The organism is Pseudomonas spartinae (assembly GCF_965197125.1).
In the GTDB taxonomy this organism is placed as follows: domain Bacteria; phylum Pseudomonadota; class Gammaproteobacteria; order Pseudomonadales; family Pseudomonadaceae; genus Aquipseudomonas; species Aquipseudomonas composti_A.
Map to the genome: position 1 here is coordinate 775,778 of NZ_CBDAMB010000001.1, position 18,342 is coordinate 794,119.

At 65.0% G+C, this 18,342-nt stretch carries 17 protein-coding genes; 4 read left to right on the forward strand and 13 right to left on the reverse strand.

What is annotated here, in order from left to right; genetic code table 11:
* Positions 1-27: 27 nt before the first annotated feature.
* Both dtd and pip read right to left on the reverse strand, forming a co-directional pair.
* Positions 28-465 carry a D-aminoacyl-tRNA deacylase gene (gene dtd / locus ACN8M7_RS03565; RefSeq protein ID WP_061238461.1) on the reverse strand — a complete coding sequence of 146 codons (438 nt, stop codon included), beginning with the start codon at positions 463-465 and terminating at the stop codon, positions 28-30.
* On the reverse strand, positions 462-1,433 hold the full coding sequence (gene pip / locus ACN8M7_RS03570; protein WP_490259789.1) for a prolyl aminopeptidase: 972 nt from the start codon (positions 1,431-1,433) through the stop codon (positions 462-464). Before pip ends, dtd begins: the two co-directional genes overlap by 4 nt.
* Before the next feature lie 78 nt (positions 1,434-1,511).
* Here pip and ACN8M7_RS03575 point away from each other — a divergent pair, with 78 nt between their 5' ends.
* Positions 1,512-1,949 (forward strand): hypothetical protein, encoded by a 438-nt coding sequence (locus tag ACN8M7_RS03575; protein WP_061238463.1) that lies wholly within the window; start codon positions 1,512-1,514, stop codon positions 1,947-1,949.
* A 42-nt stretch (positions 1,950-1,991) separates the two neighbouring features.
* Here ACN8M7_RS03575 and ACN8M7_RS03580 read toward each other — a convergent pair whose 3' ends face one another.
* The 7 genes from ACN8M7_RS03580 to ACN8M7_RS03610 form a co-directional block, all read right to left on the reverse strand.
* The gene (locus ACN8M7_RS03580; RefSeq protein WP_061238464.1) at positions 1,992-2,534 is read right to left on the reverse strand and encodes a lipocalin family protein; all 543 of its coding nucleotides are present in this window, start codon (positions 2,532-2,534) and stop codon (positions 1,992-1,994) included.
* An 11-nt stretch (positions 2,535-2,545) separates the two neighbouring features.
* Entirely contained in the window at positions 2,546-2,797 is a 252-nt protein-coding gene (gene bamE, locus ACN8M7_RS03585; protein ID WP_061238465.1) for an outer membrane protein assembly factor BamE domain-containing protein, read from the reverse strand.
* A gap of 69 nt (positions 2,798-2,866) precedes the next feature.
* Positions 2,867-3,469 carry a DUF924 family protein gene (locus tag ACN8M7_RS03590; RefSeq protein ID WP_490259790.1) on the reverse strand — a complete coding sequence of 201 codons (603 nt, stop codon included), beginning with the start codon at positions 3,467-3,469 and terminating at the stop codon, positions 2,867-2,869.
* A complete protein-coding gene (locus ACN8M7_RS03595; protein WP_037004510.1) occupies positions 3,469-4,476 on the reverse strand; it encodes a class 1 fructose-bisphosphatase in 1,008 nt (335 codons plus the stop codon). Before ACN8M7_RS03595 ends, ACN8M7_RS03590 begins: the two co-directional genes overlap by 1 nt.
* A 35-nt stretch (positions 4,477-4,511) precedes the next feature.
* A complete protein-coding gene (locus ACN8M7_RS03600; protein WP_490259791.1) occupies positions 4,512-6,212 on the reverse strand; it encodes a histidine kinase N-terminal 7TM domain-containing diguanylate cyclase in 1,701 nt (566 codons plus the stop codon).
* 192 nt (positions 6,213-6,404) lie between these two features.
* Positions 6,405-7,748 (reverse strand): DUF3999 domain-containing protein, encoded by a 1,344-nt coding sequence (locus ACN8M7_RS03605; protein WP_490259792.1) that lies wholly within the window; start codon positions 7,746-7,748, stop codon positions 6,405-6,407.
* Positions 7,745-11,356: a DUF2339 domain-containing protein gene (locus tag ACN8M7_RS03610; protein WP_490259793.1), complete on the reverse strand. Its 3,612-nt coding sequence runs from the start codon at positions 11,354-11,356 to the stop codon at positions 7,745-7,747. Before ACN8M7_RS03610 ends, ACN8M7_RS03605 begins: the two co-directional genes overlap by 4 nt.
* Positions 11,357-11,585: 229 nt before the next feature.
* On the opposite strand from ACN8M7_RS03610, the gene ACN8M7_RS03615 reads away from it, so the two are divergent.
* Positions 11,586-11,981, forward strand: a complete 396-nt coding sequence (locus tag ACN8M7_RS03615) for a YkgJ family cysteine cluster protein (protein ID WP_061238470.1) — start codon at positions 11,586-11,588, stop codon at positions 11,979-11,981.
* A 57-nt stretch (positions 11,982-12,038) separates the two neighbouring features.
* On the opposite strand, the gene ACN8M7_RS03620 is transcribed toward ACN8M7_RS03615, so the two are convergent.
* From ACN8M7_RS03620 to choX, 4 genes are all read right to left on the reverse strand, one after another.
* Positions 12,039-12,512 carry a thioesterase family protein gene (locus ACN8M7_RS03620; protein WP_490259794.1) on the reverse strand — a complete coding sequence of 158 codons (474 nt, stop codon included), beginning with the start codon at positions 12,510-12,512 and terminating at the stop codon, positions 12,039-12,041.
* 111 nt (positions 12,513-12,623) lie between these two features.
* Entirely contained in the window at positions 12,624-13,589 is a 966-nt protein-coding gene (locus tag ACN8M7_RS03625) for an L-carnitine dehydrogenase (RefSeq protein WP_490259795.1), read from the reverse strand.
* A gap of 151 nt (positions 13,590-13,740) precedes the next feature.
* Positions 13,741-14,625 carry a 3-dehydrocarnitine:acetyl-CoA trimethylamine transferase CdhC gene (gene cdhC, locus ACN8M7_RS03630; protein WP_490259796.1) on the reverse strand — a complete coding sequence of 295 codons (885 nt, stop codon included), beginning with the start codon at positions 14,623-14,625 and terminating at the stop codon, positions 13,741-13,743.
* Positions 14,626-14,724: 99 nt separating this feature from the next.
* Positions 14,725-15,657 (reverse strand): choline ABC transporter substrate-binding protein, encoded by a 933-nt coding sequence (gene choX, locus ACN8M7_RS03635; protein WP_061238474.1) that lies wholly within the window; start codon positions 15,655-15,657, stop codon positions 14,725-14,727.
* 430 nt (positions 15,658-16,087) lie between these two features.
* Here choX and ACN8M7_RS03640 point away from each other — a divergent pair, with 430 nt between their 5' ends.
* On the forward strand, positions 16,088-17,035 hold the full coding sequence (locus tag ACN8M7_RS03640; RefSeq protein ID WP_490259833.1) for a GlxA family transcriptional regulator: 948 nt from the start codon (positions 16,088-16,090) through the stop codon (positions 17,033-17,035).
* Between the two features lie 221 nt (positions 17,036-17,256).
* Positions 17,257-18,234 (forward strand): dipeptidase, encoded by a 978-nt coding sequence (locus ACN8M7_RS03645; RefSeq protein ID WP_061238476.1) that lies wholly within the window; start codon positions 17,257-17,259, stop codon positions 18,232-18,234.
* Positions 18,235-18,342: the final 108 nt, after the last annotated feature.

An 18,342-nucleotide genomic window follows, 5' to 3' on the forward strand; every position in this document is an offset into this window, starting at 1 on the left:
CACGCTTCGCGTTGTCCACCCTACACGCTATACCTCGAGCAAGAAGGTCACCGGCCCGTCGTTGACCAGATGCACCTGCATGTTGGCGCCAAAGCGCCCGGTGGCGACTTGCTCATGCTCACTGCGTGCGCGCTCGACCAGGGCATCGAACAGCGCGGCGCCCTGCGCGGGCGGCGCGGCACTGGAGAAGCTGGGGCGCATGCCGCTTTTGGTGTCGGCCGCGAGGGTGAACTGTGACACCAGCAACAGGCCGCCCTGCACGTCCGTCAGCGAGCGATTCATCTTGCCCGCCTCGTCGCTGAACACGCGATAGCCGAGCAGCTTGTGCAGGGCCCGCCCCACACTGGCCTGATCATCCTGTGGCTCGATGCCGACCAGCGCCAGCAGGCCCTGGTCGATGCTGCCCACCACCTCGCCTTCGACCTCGACCCTGGCGGCGCTGACGCGCTGGATCAGCAGCTTCATGCATCCTCCAGCGGCAGGTCGAGCAGGCGCCGGGCCATCTGCTCGGCGGCGCGGATCAGCGCATCGGTAATGCCCGGCTCCGCCGCCGAATGACCGGCGTCGCGGATGATCTGCAACTCGCTGTTGGGCCAGGCCTGGTGCAGCGCCCAGGCATTGTCCAACGGACAGATGGCGTCGTAACGACCATGCACGATAATGCCCGGCAGATGGGCGATCTTCGGCATGTCACGGAGCAGTTGGTTCGGTTCGAGGAAGGCATCGTTGACGAAGTAGTGGCACTCGATACGAGCGATGGACAGCGCCCGATGCGCCTCGCTGAAGCGGTCGACCACCTGATTGTTCGGGCGCAGGGTGGCGGTGCGACCTTCCCAGGTCGACCAGGCCTTGGCAGCATGCATCTGGGCGATCTGGTCGGCGCCAGTCAGGCGCTTGTAGAAAGCCTGCATCAGGTCGCCACGCTCCTCCACGGGGATGGGCGCGACATAGTCTTCCCAGTAATCGGGGAACAGGCGGCTGGCGCCTTCCTGATAGAACCAGCTGAACTCCTGCGGCCGGCACAGGAAGATGCCACGCAGGATCAGCCCGTGCACCCGCTGTGGATGTGCCTGTGCGTAGGCCAACGCCAGGGTGGAACCCCAGGAGCCACCGAACAGCACGAACCTGTCGATCCCCAGGTGCTCGCGAATGCGCTCGATATCGCCGATCAATGCCTGGGTGGTGTTGTTTTCCAGGCTCGCGTGCGGCGTGGAACGACCGCAACCACGCTGGTCGAAGGTGACGATGCGATACAGCGCGGGGTCGAAATAGCGGCGGCTGGCCGAATCGCAGCCGGCGCCTGGGCCACCATGGATGAACAGTACCGGCAACCCGTCCGCCGAGCCGCTCTCGTCGACATAGAGGACGTGCGGCGGCTCGACCGCCAGCTCGTGGCGGGCGTAGGGTTTGATCTCCGGGTACAAAGTCTGCATGGTTGGCTCCTGTTGGATGGGCTACAACTGCCGTGTTCCACTCTGCCCGGCATCATAACCATGAAAAGGACGTTCAGCATGTCGATGCGTCAACTGTATTGGTCGCTGTTTATTTCCCTCAGCCTGCTGCTCGTCGGCTGCGGCGCTCGTGACGATCCGCAGGCCGCTCTGGAAGCCGCTGTGCAGCAGCTGCAGGACAATATCGAAACCAAGCGTACTGGCGCGGTAATGGACCAGCTGCATGGCGACTTCCTGGCTCGTCAGGAGCTCGACAGCGAGTGGGCCAAGCGCACCATGACCCTGTTGTTCCTGCGCCACAAGAACGTCAAGGTGATTGCCCTGGGCAAGAACAGCTGGATCGACCCGGCAATCAGCAGCAAGGGCTACACCGAGGCGCAGGTGGGCCTGAGCGGCGCCGAGGGACTGATTCCCGACAGCGCGCGGCACTACTCGGTGAAGCTGCAATGGTGGCTCGACGGCGGCGAATGGAAACTTGCGCGCCTGGACTGGGAATGAAGGCCTGGCCCGGCTCGCATCCGGGCCAGCGCGGGCGCTGAGTCAGTCAGCCTGACGCCAGATCAGATCCGAGGTGACGTAGCCCTGCTCACGCGCCACCTCGAGCAGCTTGTCGCGGGTTTCCTGATCGACCTCCGGTGTACGTGACAACAGCCACAGGTACTTGTGCTCCGGGTGACCGACCAGCGCCACACGGTAATCCTCGTCGTGGTAGATCACCCAGTAGTCGCCCTTGATCGGCAGCAGCTTGCTGGCCCAGTTGTCGAAGCGCACCCACAGTTTGTCGGTTTGCCCTTCGACCTGAGGCTCGGCGACGCCCTTGGCCTCGATCCACTCGCCATCCTTGTCGCGGCAGCGATTGGTCACGTCGATACGACCGTCATCACGCAGGCCGTAATGCGCTTCGGACTGCACGCAATTGCGCTGAAAGAACATCGGCAGGCGCGCCAGCTCGTACCAGGTGCCCTGGTAGCGCTGCAGGTCGACCTGCATGGTCTGCGGTGGCGGTTTGGAGATGCTGCCGGTACCCGAGTTGGCGCAGCCTGCCAGAGCGAGAATGGCGCTGGCGATGAGGATCGAACGCATGGAGGCTCCTGTTACTTGAGTCCCTTGCCGGAGAACAGCATGACCTTGTCCCCGGCGTACTGGACGCTGATATAGGCTTTGTCGTCGCCCCAGGTGCAACTGGTCATCCCGAGTGCACCCGCGCACTCGCCCGGCGCGCCGAGCAGGCTTTCCACTTCCTGCTTGCTCATGCCCGCTTCGAGCTTGGAATAATTTTCCTGATTGACCTTGCCGCAGGCGGCAAGCAGGCAACAGGCGAGCAACGCGAAGATACGCATCGACATGGATGAAGCTCCTGATGGGAAGGTGCCAGCAAGCTTGGCATAGCCGGCGACGACTTGCCCGCTTGGAGTTCAGAAACTCGAGCCGGGTTCCCGCAGAAAGGCCAGCTCTTGGGCGCTAGAGGTGCGACCAAGAATCGCATTGCGATGGGGAAAGCGACCGAAGCGGGCGATCACCCGTTGATGACGCTCGGCGAAATCGAGGAAGTTCGCGAACAATGGCCGCTCATTGGCAGCGGCCTCGCTCAGCAGATCACCAAACAGCTCGACCGCGCGGTCCTGCAAGGGCAGATCCTCGGCGTGCTCGAAGATCAGGTAGGCGAAGACGCGCTGGATGGGCGTCAGCCTGCGATCCCAACCGCTATCCAGGCCAGCGCGCAGCAGCGGACGGGCAAGTGGGTCGCCAGCGAATGCGCGAGGCGTATCGCGGAAGATCATGCGCGGTAGCTGGTCGAGCAGGATCAGTTGCGCCAGCCAGCCCTGCGGGTCATCCGCCCAGCCTTGCAGCTCGCCTGCCAGGGCCTGCTCGACCTGCGCGCCGAAACGCGCCTCGGCCTCACGGTCCTGGCTGTCGCGCTTGCCGAACCACAACCCCTGGCGCGCAGCAGCCACCTCGGTGGCCGGGCCGTGATCGGCCCCGAACCACCAGTCGAGCAACGGCTGCCAGGCTTGCATCAGTTGCGGTGGTACGCAGTGATGCGCAGCACTTCTTCTTTCGAGCCGAGGTAGACCGGCACGCGCTGATGCAGCGAAGTGGGCTGGATGTCGAGAATGCGCTGGCTGCCGTCGGTCGCTGCGCCACCGGCCTGTTCGATGATCATCGACATGGGGTTGGCTTCGTACATCAGGCGCAGCTTGCCCGGTTTGTCCGGCTCGCGCGCGTCACGCGGGTACATGAACACACCGCCACGGGTGAGGATGCGATGCACGTCGGCCACCATCGAGGCGATCCAGCGCATGTTGTAGTTACGCCCCAGCGGCCCGGTTTCACCGGCCAGCAGCTCGGAGACGTAGCGCTGCACCGGGGCTTCCCAGTGGCGCTGGTTGGACATGTTGATGGCGAATTCCTTGGTCGACTCGGGCACCTTGATGTTGTCGTGGGTGAGCACGAAGCTGCCCAGTTCACGATCCAGGGTGAACCCCTTCACGCCGTCGCCAAGGGTCAGCATCAGCATGGTCTGCGGGCCGTAGATGGCATAACCGGCCGCGACCTGCTGGGTACCCGGCTGCAGGAAGGCTTCCTCGCCCAGGTCACCGGTCTGGCCATTGCGCTCAGGACAGCGCAGCACGGAGAAGATGGTGCCGACCGAAACGTTGACGTCGATGTTGCTGGAGCCGTCCAGCGGGTCGAAGACCAGCAGGTAAGCACCTTTCGGGTACTTGCCGGGAATCTGATAGGCGTTGTCCATTTCCTCGGACGCCATGCCGGCCAGGTGACCGCCCCACTCGTTGGCTTCGAGCAGGATCTCGTTGGAGATCACGTCGAGCTTCTTCTGCACTTCGCCCTGCACGTTCTCGCTGTCCAGGCTGCCCAGTACGCCACCGAGGGCGCCCTTGGAGACCTGATGGCTGATCGCCTTGCAGGCCCGTGCCACGACTTCGATAAGGAAACGCAGGTCGGCCGGGGTGTTGTGACTGCGGGTCTGCTCAATCAGGTAGCGGCTGAGGGTGACGCGGGACATGGACGGCTCCGGAAAGGGAAAAAATCGCGCGCAGTTTAACCCGAGTCGCCGCGCAATGCTGCCTGCTGGGATGGATGGCTGGGTTTGGCCTCTGCCAGCAGGTCGCAGACGCGGTTACGCCCGTCGCGTTTGGCCTGGTAAAGCGCGGCATCGGCGACCTGCAGCAGCTCGTCGAGCGCCTGCCCCTGCTCAGGCCAGTGGGCCATGCCGGCAGACAGGGTCACGCGTTGATCACCACCCCGGGTGGCGACATCCTGAGCGGCCAGCTGCGTGCAGATGCTCTGCAGGCGTTCGCCGGCCTCATGCGGGTCGGCGCCCGGCAATATCAACAGAAACTCCTCGCCGCCGATACGAAACACTGCGTCGGTACTGCGCAGGTTGTCCAGCAGGTGCTGGGCGACGGCCTTGAGCACATCGTCGCCGACCAGGTGGCCGTACTCGTCGTTGAGGCGCTTGAAGTTGTCGAGATCGATCAGCGCCAACCCCAACGGCAATTTTTCGCGCTGCACCCTGGCCAGCTCGCGCGCGAAGAATTCGTCCAGGTAACGACGGTTGTACAGCCCGGTCAGCGGATCGCACAGCGCTTGCTCGCGCAGTTGCTCGTGCAGACTGGAGATGGTGCTCAGGCGCTCCTCGCTGAGTGCCAGGGCTTCGGCCAGCTTCAGCTCACTGAGGTGGCGCTGGGTCACGTCACGGATATAGAGCATATGGCCGAGCAGCGTCGGACCATGGCGAGTGACGCGCTGGATGCCACGCACCCGCAACTCGTAGTAGCGCGCGGCGCAGGTCAGCGTCAGCGGCACGTCCGCCTCGGTAGCGCCGCGCTCTTGCAGCAGTCGTTGCAGGTCGGCGCCGAAAACCGGCCACTGCGCCAATGCCATGCCGTGCCATCCTGATTGCAGGCCCGCCAGTCTCAGCGCTGCCGGGTTGGCCTCGATCACACGGCCCCGTGGATCTATCACCAGCACCGGATCGAGCAAGGCCTCCAGCAGCAGGTGACGCGCTACCGGCAGGAGATCGAACAGGCGCACGCCGACGATCAGCCAGGAAAAAGCCAACAGGGTGAACGCGAAACTGAAGGGTGTCGGATCGAAGCCGAACAGGGTCCAACCGAATACGACGTAACCTACGTTGGCCGCCCAGGGCACAGCCGTGACCAGCACGAAGGCCAGGTAGTGGCGACGATGCAGCCCCTGGCTGAGCGCAGCGGCACGCGTGACCACGCCCATGCAGAAGGCCATGAACAGGTACACATAAACAGCCGTGGCGTAGAACAGCGGGCCATGCTCGTAGCGCACGGGCGCACCCAGGCTGGCGTCGATCGGTGCACTGCCAGCGCCGTAGAACAAGCCGTGCCAGGGATTGCTCAGCGCCAGCCCCCAGACCAGCAGTGGCACCAGACCAAGCCCGAGGATGCTGCTACGCGCCAGCGGCGTGCGCATGCTGTTGACGTATTGCCAGAGGAAAACCGCCCAGAACGTGGGCGTGGCAACAATGCCGGGCCAGGCCATGCTGGCCCAGAACATCTTGCAGTCGGCGCTGAGGAAGGCCATTTCCAACGCTGCAGCGACCATCCACCAGAGACTGGCCAGGTGCAGCAGGAAGAAGCTGTCACGCCCAGGGAAGTCGCGCTGACGGGTGACCCAGCAGGCCAGCAGGATCACGCCGAGACATACCAGCAGCGTTCCCAGCACTGGCGCCGACAGGCTCCAGCCGGAAGCCATGCACGCGTGCATCAGCGCCCCCTCCGCATTCCCGGCGAAGCAGTGCGTGAGTCGCGGACACAAGCGACACTGGACGGCTGGGCAGTGACGCAAATCGAAATACGCAAGGGCCTTCCTGACCTTCAATGCTGGATTAGCGCAAGGTGCCTAAGATACTGCAAAACCCCTGCCGCAGCAGGGGTTTGTTGGTCCGTAGCGCCTCGCTCAGGCGTCTGGCGGACGGCGCAACAGGCTGGCGGCCATCGCCGCCAGCAAGCCGACTCCCAGCAAGAGTACAGCCCAGAGTCCCCAGCGCTGCCAGTGCTGAGTGGAGCCCGCTTGCGAATCGACCGGGGCGCCAAGCGCCTCGGCCAACTCGGCACGCCCCAGGCTGGCCAGCCGTTGCGCCTGATAACCGGGAATCAGGGTTTGCAGCGGCAATGCCGCCGACTGTGCATTTAGGCGGCCCAGCGCCAGTCGATAGGGCGCTTCGCCGCGTGCGAGAAACACCATCTGCGTGGCGCGCAGGGCAACCCGCATGTCTGGCGTATCCGCGCCCAAGCCGCCACCACGGGCATCCACCTGTGCACGGAGCTGGCGCACTGGCCAGCCGGGCAGGGCCAATTCATCGCTGACCACTTCGCGCCCGGCCTCCGGTAGCCGATAGAGAACGCCACTGACCAACTGACGCCAGTTGCCCTGGTCGCTAGTACGCGCCTCGAAACGCAGCGGCGCCAGGGTATTGCTCTGCGGCAGCTCGATACGTAGCCGCTCCAGCGGTAGAGCCAGCGGCAACTGCCACTGGTACTGCCCCTCACCATTGGCGTGTGCCGGCATGGACTCGGACCACACCAGGGGCGCCGCCTGATGATCCTGCCGTTGACTGCGCAGGGTGACGGCCTCCAGTTGCGGGGCCAGGGCGGGATTGTTCCACAGCAGGCGCAGATAGCGGGCACGCAGCCCGGGCAACTCGACCTGGCGCTGATCGATGTGCTCGTCGGCAAAACTCAGGCGGGCCACCTGTCCTTCTCCCCAGCTGCGCCAGTGCTGCAGGTCGTCGCTGGCCTCGATGCTGAAACGCTGGAATCCGTCTTCGGCTCCACTCCAGTCCAGGTTCAGACTCACCAGCGGCGCATCGATGGCGCTGGCATCGAGCAACCAGCCCCGTAACTGCTGCCCGCTTGCCGTCGGCGCGTCGCCACGCAGCTCGATCAGGGTACCGCTGGTGCTGCGCTCGACGCGTAACGCGGGCATCTCCTGAGCATCGACACGCCCCCGTAGCGGAAACCAGCGCACGCCGTGTTCCTGCTCATGCTGCAGCGTCTCGCTGTACCCCGGAATCAGCGCATAGGCCTGCATCTGGCCTTTGCTGTCGAATACGCGCAGATCGCGCAAATCGCCATAGCCGGCAGCGAGGTGAGCAGCGAATGGCAGCTCCAGGCGATACCAGGGGCCCTCTCCAGCAAGTTGCAGGGCGGCACTGTGCCGATAATCCTGCAGCTGCTCGCTTGCCTGACCGAGTGTACTCAGCGCTAACCCCAGAAGCAGGCCCCAACGGATGAACCTCATACGGCAGGCTCCTGTTCCTTGGCCGCAGTATCGTCGGCCTTGCGCGGCGGCAGCGGGGCGAAATAGCCCACCACCAGCAGCAGCACCCCGACCCCGATGAACGACACGATGCGCTCCAGACCGCCGCGGTTACCCAGCTCGACGAAGAACAGCTTGGCCACCACCAGGGCAATCAGTGCAGCGCCGACCAGCCACAGCTCGCGACGTACGCGCAGATGGCCCGACAGCATCAATGCCAGGGCGATCAGGGTCCAGACAATGGACCAGCCAGCCTGTACCAGCATCGAGTCCAATAGCGCCGACGTCTGCCAGGGCACGCCGCCCCAGTGATGCGCCGAACGCATCACCATCACTGTCAGCAGCGCGAACAGCGACACCCCTGCCACACCCTGCACCAGTTGCTGTGCACGCACAGGTTCCAGACCAAAGCGCGGCAGCGCATCACGCGCCCAGACGAACAGCGCACCCAGGCACAGCAGCAGGCCCAGCTCCAGCGGATTGATGAGCGGCAAGTACGGCAGCGGATCGCTGTCGCCGGCGCTGTTGGCATTGGCCAGCCAGAACCAGATGAGCATCAGTGCGGCCAGCGGCGCCGCCGCCCACAGGCGGTATTCGCGCTCGAAGCTGGCAACCGGCCAGGGCAAGCGCCGCGTCTGCGCCATCGCCCACAGGTAAGCGGTGGGCAGCAGCGCCCAGCCCAGCCAGCGCCAGGCGTTGTAGTGATCGGACAGGCTCAGCAGCAGGTAACGCAGCTCCAGCGCCAACACAGCGATCAGCAACCAGCAGCCGAGCACATGGGCAACGCTGGCCGCGCTGCTCGGTAGTAGCCCGCTCAGGCACCTCAGCATCAGCAGATGCACGGCGATCACAGCGCCCCACCCCAGCCAGCCAAAGTTCGCCGCCGGGTGATACAGCGGATGCCAGGCATAAGCCAGGATCAGACCTGCCACCGGCGCCAGCAGACTGCACAGCACGGCCAGCTCGCGCCAACCAGTGCGCAGCGCCAGCAGCATCCAGGCCAGGCTCGACGCGGCGGCCAGTACCAGCAGCGCACTGGCTTGCAGATCAACACCGACGAAGCGCAGCACCTCACTGGCCAGGGCCAGCGCCCACCAGGCCGCGCCCCAAGCCAGCAAAAGCTGACCCAGGCGTTGCAGACTGATGCCATCGAGCCCGGTTTCCCGCCCACTGTGCGCCAGACTGTGCAAGCGCCAGGCGCCGATCTGCGCAGCCAGGCCAAGCACTGCCGGCGTCCAGAAACCGGTATGCGCCAGCGGTGACAGGCCCTCGCCACTGATGCCCGAGAGCAGCAGCGGCCCCGCCGCGAGGAAGGCCAGGCCAGCGAAAACCTGCAGCACCAGACTGAACAGGAAGGCCGCGCGCTGCTGCAGATACAGCGCCAGCCACAGAATCAACAGCCCGGTGCCGCCCCACACCGCGGCAGCCGCCACCCAGGGCAGCACGAACAGCACCGCCAGATTGATGAACACCAGCCCCACCAGCATCACCATCGACAGGGCACCGAGCAGACGGCGATTGTCGCGGATCTGCGGATCACGTGCGGCCAGCAGCATCCCGGCGATCAGCCCCAGGCCGACCATCGACGCTGCCAGCAGGCCGAACCAGCCAGCGCTGAAGCCGCCACGGCCGAACAGTGAATCCAGCGCCATCTGGCCGAGGAACAGCAGGCCACCGAGCAACTGGATGAAGAAGGCGCTGTAGACGAAGCTCGGCGCCGCAATACGCAGGCCGACGAACAGCGTCGCAAGGCCGGCCAACGCCCAGGCGATGGCGGTGCCGGGTGCCTCGAACAGCAGCGGAGCGATCAGATAGAGAAACGCCAACCCCGCCAGGCCCAGCCAGGGTTGCAAGCGGTTCTCCCGGGCACTGGCGGCCTGCGGCGCCCGGCGTAGCTGCCAATAGCTGAACAACAGGGCCACACCGAGCATCAGCGCGCCCAGCGGCGAGCCGTCGAGCAGGCGGTCATGGCCGTAATCCAGAGCACTGACGAACGCCAGGGCGGCGCCCAGCTGCAGCAACAGGGCGAACGCACGCGCCAGCGGCCGGCCCTGACGCAGCCCCAACCAGAAGATGCCGGCGCCCTCCACGGCCCAGGCCGCGCTGGTCCAGCGTGCATCCAGCGCGAGCGGAATGGCCAGGCTGGCGAATACCACGCCGAGCGCCAGGCAGGTTTCCATCAGCAGCAAGGCGCGCTGGCCAGCTCGCGCCTTGAGCACCCGCGCCAGCAGCAGATAGAACAGCCCCAGGCCGAGGGCGCTGAATGCAGCGGCGAACTCGATATGCCGCACCAGTGCGACCTGCAGACCGAAGCCGACCAGTGGCGGGCCGAACAGCGTGGTGGCATCGACGTAATCGCCGCGGCGCAGCGACCAGCGCAGCAGTTCGTCGCGTGCCTGCGGGGCATCTGCCGCGTCACGCAGGGTGCGACGGGCGAACAACAGGCCGATGGCCACGTACATCAGGAAGAACAACACCAGGAACGGCTCGGTGCTCCACAGCAGCTCCGGTGTGTAGGAACGCAGACCCCAGGCGAAACCGATGCCGAAGGTGCCGACGAAGCCGATCAGGTTGAGCAGACGCCAGGCCTTGAACCAGGCGATGACGAAGATGCCGGCATTGAGCAGGGCGAAATAGGAGAACAGCGCAACATGGTTGCCGCTGCCAGTGGAGGTGAGAATCGGCGCGGCGAAGCCGCCCAGCGCGGCAGCCGCCGCCAGGCCCAGGGCATTCTGCTGCACGGCGAGAATGGCCGAGAACAGCGTCACCGCCACCAGCAAGCCGAGGGCCATGCCCGGATCGAGCAACGGATGCAGGCGCATGGCGGCGAACACCGTCAGATAGAGCACGGCGATGCCGGTACCCTGCAGCACCAGGGCATAGCTGCGGTTACGCCGCCGCAGCCACCAGCCAAGACCGAGCAGGGCCAGGGCGCTGGCCGCAACGCCCATGTAGCGCAGCTCGATCGGCACCTCGACGCCTTCGGTGGCGTAACGCAGGAGGAAGGCCAGGCCAAGGAACAACAGCACCACGCCGACCCGCAGCACGGTATTGCCGCCAAACAGCCAGGCCTTGGCCGCCGCGATACCGCGCTCGACCAGGTTCGGCTCGCGCGGCGCTTGCTCGCGCCAGGGGCTTTGCTGTGGGGCAGGCTGCGGCTGGTGGGCGACCTGCGCGGCCAGCGGTGCGGGCTCATCGACAGGCTGCGGCGCTTCGATTTCCGGCACGGCTTCGAGCGTCCAGTCCAGCTCCGGCACGGGTTCTTCGGCAGCGACCGGCTCGGGCGTAGGCTCGGGAGGCAAGTCGATAACGGCTTCAGCAGGTGCCGGGGCAGGCACTGGCTCAGGCTCGCCGTGTTCTCCCTGCTCCACCTTGAGCAGGCGCTCGTGCATGGCGCGGGTGCCGCGCTCGAAACGTTCGGCGAAGTCCTTGAGCTGCGCGGCCAGCTGCGCATTGCGCGCCTCCATCCCCTGCAGGCGCAGCGCCTGGCCCAGGCTGAGGCCGATCAAGCCGCCGAGAAGTGCACCGGTGACCGATTCGCTGGCGCCCACGCCGAGCACCAAACCGACCAGCATGAAGATCCATTGCATGCGTTATGTCCCAACCCTGAGAAAGATCGCCTCGCGCACCTAGCAGCCACCCGAGACGGGCACACAGTATAGGAGTCGCATCGACCAACACCCAGAGAGACGACTGCCAAGCCGTTCACAGGCACAACGCATCGCAATCAGCCGCCAGCCGGTGCTTCACAAACGCCACGCGCCCGCTATCATCGCCGCCCCGTGACAGCAGCGGCACCGACCGCACGATAGCCAAACCATGATGAAGCCCCGCCTGATAGCCGCTGCAGAGATCGATCGCCTGGAAACCTGGGCCAAATACACCGCCGACATGTGCCACAGCTGCATCTCCAGCTGCTGCACCCTGCCGGTGGAAGTGCGCCTGAACGACCTGATCCGCCTGGAACTGGTGGACGAGTTCGAACGCAGCGAACCGCCGAAGAACATCGCCAAACGTCTGCAAAAAGACGGCGTGGTCGAACGCTTCAACCAGAAATCGGGCATTTTCACCCTGACCCGCATGTCCAACAACGACTGCCTGTTCCTCGACCGCAAGACGCGCCTGTGCACCGTCTACGAGAAACGTCCGGACACCTGCCGCCACCATCCCAAGGTTGGCCCAAGACCGGGGTACTGCGCGTACAAGCCCAAATAAGGGTTGCCGCGTGGGCAGTGACGCGGAGGCGCGCGCCCTGGGCGGCCGCGCGACAGCCTAGGAAGCGCGGCGCAGGCCGATGAGCCGGCCAACACAGTCCGGCTGTGGCAATCCCTGATGTTCGCTGGCCAACTGCACCACCCTGAGCGCCACTTGCTCATCGAATGGCGCACCACGGCCAGCTGCGCCGTCGATATTCATCAGCATCTGCTCGCTTTGCGCCAGGCTGGCGTCTTCGCCCGACCGGTAAAGGCCATGGTGAATGTGCAGGCGCTTGGCGTCGTGCGCCAGCAGTTGGGTGCGCACTTCTACCCGTTCGCCCTCCTTCACCTCCGCCAGGAAATTGAGGTGGCATTCCAAGGTATACAGCGTGTGGCCGGTACGGGCGCGGCCGACTTCATCCAGCCCCAGCACGTCCATCAGCGCATCGGTGGCATGGCTGAAGATCAGCAGGTAGAAGGCATCGCGCAGGTGGCCGTTGTAGTCGACCCAATCGGGGGAAATGATGGTCCGATAGGTTGGTAGATTCATGTTCGACTTCCGATTAGGCCTTCTCCCCCGGCCCCTCTCTCATAAATGGGAGAGGGGAGCACGACAGAGGCTGCCCGTAGGGTGCGCCGCGCGCACCGGGAATGACTCGTTTTATTCGGCGAAGGCAAAGCCATGCTTGGCCTTGGTCTGGCGAATCGCCTCCAGCACGGCCAGCAAGCAGTCATCGCGGTAGCGTTCGAGGGCATCCAGGCTGCGCTCACCCTGCTGCTCGGCCGTGCCTTCGACCACCGCGTCGATCAGCCCGTCGGTCAGCTCCGGCGCCTCGAGGTAGGTCCAGGGCAACTTCAGCGCCGGGCCGAACTGCGCCATGAAGTGGCGCATACCCGCCGGGCCACCGGCCAGGGTGTAGGTCAGAAAGCTGCCCATGAACGACCAGCGCAGACCGGCGCCGAAACGGATCGCATCGTCGATCTCACCGGTGGTCGCCACGCCGTCGTTGACCAGGTGCAGTGCCTCGCGCCACAGCGCTTCGAGCAGGCGGTCGGCGATGAAACCTGGCACTTCCTTGCGTACATGCAGGGGGCGCATGCCCAGCGCTTCGTATACCTTCATGGCCGCCTGCACCGCCTCGGGCGCGGTCTTCGCGCCGCCCACGACCTCCACCAGCGGCAACAGGTACACCGGGTTGAACGGGTGACCGACCACGCAGCGCTCGGGGTGCGCGGCACCTTCATAGAATTCGCTGGGCAGCAGGCCTGAGGTGCTGGAGCCGATCAATACGTCAGGGCGCGCGGCGGCGCTGATCTTCGCGTGCAGTTCGCACTTGAGATCGAGGCGCTCGGGCGCGCTTTCCTGAATGTAATCGGCAGCGCGCACGCAGTCTTCGATGCTATCGACGAAGCGCAGACGCTCAAGCGAGGCGCCAGGCGCCAGGCCCTGTTTTTCCAGTGCAGGCCAGGCATTGGCCAGGCGCGTGCGCAGTGCCTGTTCGGCGCCGGGCGCCGGGTCCCAGGCGATCACGTCGAGGCCGTGGGCCAGGGCACGGGCGATCCAGCCGGCGCCGATGACGCCGGTGCCGAGAGCGGCGAAGGTCTTGATATCGGTAACGAAGGTCATGGTTGAACTCCGGTAGCCCGGATGCGATCCGGGGAGTTGGTGTTAGGAATGCCCCGGATTGCATCCGGGCTACGGGGGGTGCACACAAACCCTCTCCCGATCGCGGGCCGCCCCTGCCCCTCTCCCGCAAGCGGGAGAGGGGAGAAAATCGCTAGCGACGCTTGAGCTTCATCTTTTCCCGGCCCTCGGCCGGGGTCAGGGCGCGGCCGCCGAGGCGCTCGATGATCTCGATGGCGCGTTCGACCAGTTGCCCGTTGCTCGCATGTACACCGCGATCCAGCCAAATGTTGTCCTCCAGCCCCACGCGCACATGGCCGCCGAGCAGCATGGCCTGGGCGACCATCGGCATCTGCATGCGGCCGATGCCGAAGCCGGCCCAAGTGATGCCAGGCGGCAGGTTATCGGCCATGGCCTTCATGGTCGTGGTGTCGGCCGGCGCGCCCCAGGGAATGCCCAGGCACAGCTGGATCAGCGGATCGTCCAGCAAGCCTTCCTTGATCATCTGCTTGGCGAACCAGAGGTGGCCGGTGTCGAAGATTTCCAGCTCGGCCTTCACCCCCAGTTCGCTGATGCGTTTGGCGCCGGCACGCAGCTGCGCCGGGGTGGAGACGTAGATGAAGTCGCCGTCGCCGAAGTTCAGCGTGCCGCAGTCCAGGGTGCAGATTTCCGGCAGCAGTTCCTCGACATGCGCCAGGCGGGTGATCGGCCCGACCAGATCGGTGCCGGCACCGAACTCCAGCGGCTGCTCGCCACGGCCGATCTCCAGGTCGCCGCCCATGCCGGCGGTGAGGTTGATGATCACATCGGTATCGCTTTCGCGGATGCGCTCGACCAGCTCGCGGTAAAGCGCCACGTCGCGGCTCGGTTTGCCGGTCTGCGGGTCACGCACATGGCAGTGGGCGACGGTGGCGCCGGCCTTGGCCGCCTCGATGGCGGCGGCGGCGATTTCCTTGGGGGTGACCGGGATCGCCGGGTGCTTGCCGACGGTGTCGCCAGCGCCGGTCACCGCGCAGGTGACGATAACCTCGTAGTTCATCTTCGACTGTCCTTTCCAGGGGCGAACAAGGGCCGACGGCCAGGCCGCAGGCGTTGTACAAAAAAGGGAATCGGCGCCGGTTGAGCCGGCGCCGGTGCATCAGTTACCGGCGACCAATGCGGCGTTGGCGGGCTTGCCATCCAGCGTAGTGACGCCTTGCAGCCAGGCGTCGACCACCTTCGGATTGGCCTTGATCCAGTCGCGCGCGACCTGTGCGGCCGGCTTGCGCTCCATGATCGGCTGCATCAACGCGGCTTCCTGCTCGCTGGTGAAGCGCAGGCTGGTGAGCAGACGATTGGCATTGGGGCAACGCTCGGCATAGTCCGGCGCGGTGACGGTGGAAACCGTGGCGGCGCCATCGTTGGGGCCGAACACGTCCTCGGTGCCGGTGAGGTAGGTGATCTGCATCGACAGGTTCATCGGGTGCGGCTTCCAGCCGAAGAACACCACCGGCTTGTCGTTACGCACGGCGCGGCCGACGGCGGCGAGCATGCCCGCCTCGCTGGACTCGACCAGCTTGAAACCGCCCAGGCCGAACTGGTTGGAGTCGATCATCTTCTGGATCGCGGTATTGGCGCCGGAGCCGGCCTCGATGCCGTAGATCTTGCCGTCCAGCTGATCCTTGAACTTGGCGATATCGGCCAGGGTCTTCAGGCCCTTTTCAGCGGTGTAGCTGGGCACCGCAAGCACGGCCACGGCATCGTCCAGCGATGGCTCGGCCGCGACTTTGACCGCACCGGCCTCGAGGAAGGGCTTGATGTTGTCGTCCATGATCGGCTTCCAGTAGCCGAGGAAGGCATCGATCTGCCCCTTCTGGATACCGGCGAAGATGATCTGTTGCGACGCCTGGGTCTGCTTGGTTTCGTAGCCGAGGCCATGCAGCAGTTCGCTGGCGACGGCGGTGGTGGCGACCACGTCGGTCCAGCCGACGGCGCCGATTCGAACGTTCTTGCAACTGGCGTCATCAGCCAGCAGGGAGGTACTGAACAGGCTCAGGGTGCAGCACGCGGCCAGCGCGGTAAGACCTTTCATCTGGGTGCTCCTCATCGTGTCACAGCGGTTCTATTTCGTTCTTCTAGAGGCCCTGGAACCTGTTCGCGATCTCGCGTGCCGCAGTGATAGCGCCCCGCCAAAACAGCTGAGCAACGCTCGGTGTCGCGCTCGATATTGCGCATGGCAAATGAGCATTGCGAGCGAGCTGGCGTTCCAGCTTGTTTTGACGCGGTAGCAGCGACGCGCACAGATCGTGGTCAGGTTCTTGGCCCCCACCGTGCTCGGGTTTCTGATCATCCCGATGAAACCACCTTACGCCTCACTCTCGCGCACCATTCGCACTTTGGCGACGCTTTGTTGACTCATGTCGACCAGTTGCTGACGCAGAAGCCGTGATGGCGTATTAATTCCAGGCCACCCCCGGATCGCATCCGGGCTACCCGTCACCCTGCACCGGCGCATGCCCCGTATGCCACAGACCTACTGTTTTCTGCTGTTACCCGGCTTCTCGATGATGGGCCTGATGTCGGCGATCGAACCGCTGCGCGTGGCCAATCGCTTCCGTGGGGAGCTGTATCGCTGGCGTCTGCTGAGCCAGGACGGCAACGCCGTGCAGGCGAGCAACGGCATGTCGCTCAACGTCGACGATGGCTTGCAGCTGCCCGATGACTGCCAGGCATTGTTCGTGGTCGCCGGCTTCGAACCGCTGGCGCACTACGACCATCACCTGGCGCACTGGCTGCAACGGCACGAGCCTGAACTGGCAATCCTGGGCGGCATCGACACCGGCGGCTTCCTGCTGGCCGAGGCCGGGCTGTTCCAGCACCAGCGCCTGACCCTGCACTGGGAAGCCATCGATGCCTTTCGCGAGCGCTATCCGGCGCTACTGGTCACCCAGGAACTGTTCGAGATCGACGGCAAGCGCATCACCAGTGCGGGCGGCACCAGCAGCCTCGACCTGATGCTCGGCCTGATCAGCCAGGCACATGGCGAACCGCTGGCCGTGCAGGTCTCCGAGCAGTTCGTGGTCAGCCGCATCCGCACTCGCCTGGATCACCAGCGCATGCAGGTGGCCAGTCGCTACGACCTGCACAACAAGAAGCTGGTGCGGGTGATCGGCGAGATGGAGCGCCAGTGCGAGCAGCCGCTGCCCAACGAGGCGCTGGCCGATCAGGCGGGCATCAGCGTGCGCCAGCTGGAACGCCTGTTCCGCCACCACCTGGCAACCACGCCGTCGGCCTTCTACCTCGGCCTGCGCCTGGACAAGGCACGCCAGCTGTTGCGCCAGAGCGATCTCAGTGTGCTGGAGGTAAGCCTGGCCTGCGGCTTCGATTCGGCGTCGTACTTCTCGCGCTGCTACCGCAGGCGCTTCGCCACCAGTCCCAGCCAGGATCGCCACGAACGACCTGCGCCCTAGGCACAGCGTCAGCCGCTTGCCGTCTCAAAACGACGCGCTTCGCAGGCCGTTTGTGCCGATGACGAGGTGCGCCGAGGCCGCGTATCCATTCGCGACCTCGGCTTGACGCTTTCGGCAAACCCCCAGTCGTTTTTGCACCGGGTCACCCTGCCCCCCAGGGATAAGCTCTCCCCAAAGCGCCGACAGCCGACTCGGCGCATCCGTATTAGGGGACAAGCCTGATGAGCCCAGCCGAATTGCACGCCGACAGCATCGTCATCGACGGTCTGATCATTGCCAAATGGAACCGCGAACTGTTCGAAGACATGCGCAAGGGCGGCCTGAGCGCCGCCAACTGCACGGTGTCCGTATGGGAAGGTTTCCAGGCCACCGTCAACAGCATCGCCGCCAGCAGCAAGCTGATCCGCGAGAACAGCGACCTGGTCATGCCGGTACGCACCACTGCCGACATCCGCAAGGCCAAGGAGCAGGGCAAGACCGGCATCATCTATGGCTTCCAGAACGCCCACGCGTTCGAGGACCAGATTGGCTACGTCGAAGTGTTCAAGCAGCTCGGCGTGGGCATCGTGCAGATGTGCTACAACACCCAGAACCTGATCGGCACCGGCTGCTACGAGCGTGACGGCGGCCTGTCCGGCTTCGGTCGCGAGATCGTCGCCGAGATGAACCGCGTCGGCATCATGTGCGACCTGTCGCACGTCGGCTCCAAGACCAGCGAGGAAGTCATCCTCGAGTCGAAGAAGCCGGTGACCTACTCGCACTGCCTGCCCTCGGGCCTGAAAGAACACCCGCGCAACAAGTCCGACGAAGAACTGAAGTTCATCGCCGACCACGGCGGCTTCGTCGGCGTGACCATGTTCGCGCCGTTCCTGGCCAAGGGCATCGACTCGACCATCGACGATTACGCCGAAGCCATCGAGTACGTGATGAACATCGTCGGTGAAGACGCCATCGGTATCGGTACCGACTTCACCCAGGGCCACGGCAAGGAATTCTTCGAATACCTGACCCACGACAAGGGTTACGCCCGCCGCCTGACCAACTTCGGCAAGATCATCAACCCGCTGGGCATCCGCACCGTGGGCGAGTTCCCCAACCTCACCGAGACCCTGCTCAAACGCGGCCATTCCGAGCGCGTTGTGCGCAAGATCATGGGCGAGAACTGGGTACGCGTACTCGCCGACGTCTGGGGCGAATAAGCCCTTTCCAATCCAATTTCTGTAGGAGCGGCTTCAGCCGCGATTCGTCCCCAAGGGCGGAATAGCCAGAGGCTTCGCGGCTTAGGCCGCTCCTACCGCTCAAACTCA

Coding starts and splice junctions, on each gene's coding strand:
- dtd (WP_061238461.1), bottom strand. CDS start 465: ATGAAGCTGCTGATCCAGCGCGTCAGCGCCGCCAGGGTCGAGGTCGAA.
- pip (WP_490259789.1), bottom strand. CDS start 1,433: ATGCAGACTTTGTACCCGGAGATCAAACCCTACGCCCGCCACGAGCTG.
- ACN8M7_RS03575 (WP_061238463.1), top strand. CDS start 1,512: ATGTCGATGCGTCAACTGTATTGGTCGCTGTTTATTTCCCTCAGCCTG.
- ACN8M7_RS03580 (WP_061238464.1), bottom strand. CDS start 2,534: ATGCGTTCGATCCTCATCGCCAGCGCCATTCTCGCTCTGGCAGGCTGC.
- bamE (WP_061238465.1), bottom strand. CDS start 2,797: ATGTCGATGCGTATCTTCGCGTTGCTCGCCTGTTGCCTGCTTGCCGCC.
- ACN8M7_RS03590 (WP_490259790.1), bottom strand. CDS start 3,469: ATGCAAGCCTGGCAGCCGTTGCTCGACTGGTGGTTCGGGGCCGATCAC.
- ACN8M7_RS03595 (WP_037004510.1), bottom strand. CDS start 4,476: ATGTCCCGCGTCACCCTCAGCCGCTACCTGATTGAGCAGACCCGCAGT.
- ACN8M7_RS03600 (WP_490259791.1), bottom strand. CDS start 6,212: ATGCACGCGTGCATGGCTTCCGGCTGGAGCCTGTCGGCGCCAGTGCTG.
- ACN8M7_RS03605 (WP_490259792.1), bottom strand. CDS start 7,748: ATGAGGTTCATCCGTTGGGGCCTGCTTCTGGGGTTAGCGCTGAGTACA.
- ACN8M7_RS03610 (WP_490259793.1), bottom strand. CDS start 11,356: ATGCAATGGATCTTCATGCTGGTCGGTTTGGTGCTCGGCGTGGGCGCC.
- ACN8M7_RS03615 (WP_061238470.1), top strand. CDS start 11,586: ATGATGAAGCCCCGCCTGATAGCCGCTGCAGAGATCGATCGCCTGGAA.
- ACN8M7_RS03620 (WP_490259794.1), bottom strand. CDS start 12,512: ATGAATCTACCAACCTATCGGACCATCATTTCCCCCGATTGGGTCGAC.
- ACN8M7_RS03625 (WP_490259795.1), bottom strand. CDS start 13,589: ATGACCTTCGTTACCGATATCAAGACCTTCGCCGCTCTCGGCACCGGC.
- cdhC (WP_490259796.1), bottom strand. CDS start 14,625: ATGAACTACGAGGTTATCGTCACCTGCGCGGTGACCGGCGCTGGCGAC.
- choX (WP_061238474.1), bottom strand. CDS start 15,657: ATGAAAGGTCTTACCGCGCTGGCCGCGTGCTGCACCCTGAGCCTGTTC.
- ACN8M7_RS03640 (WP_490259833.1), top strand. CDS start 16,088: ATGCCACAGACCTACTGTTTTCTGCTGTTACCCGGCTTCTCGATGATG.
- ACN8M7_RS03645 (WP_061238476.1), top strand. CDS start 17,257: ATGAGCCCAGCCGAATTGCACGCCGACAGCATCGTCATCGACGGTCTG.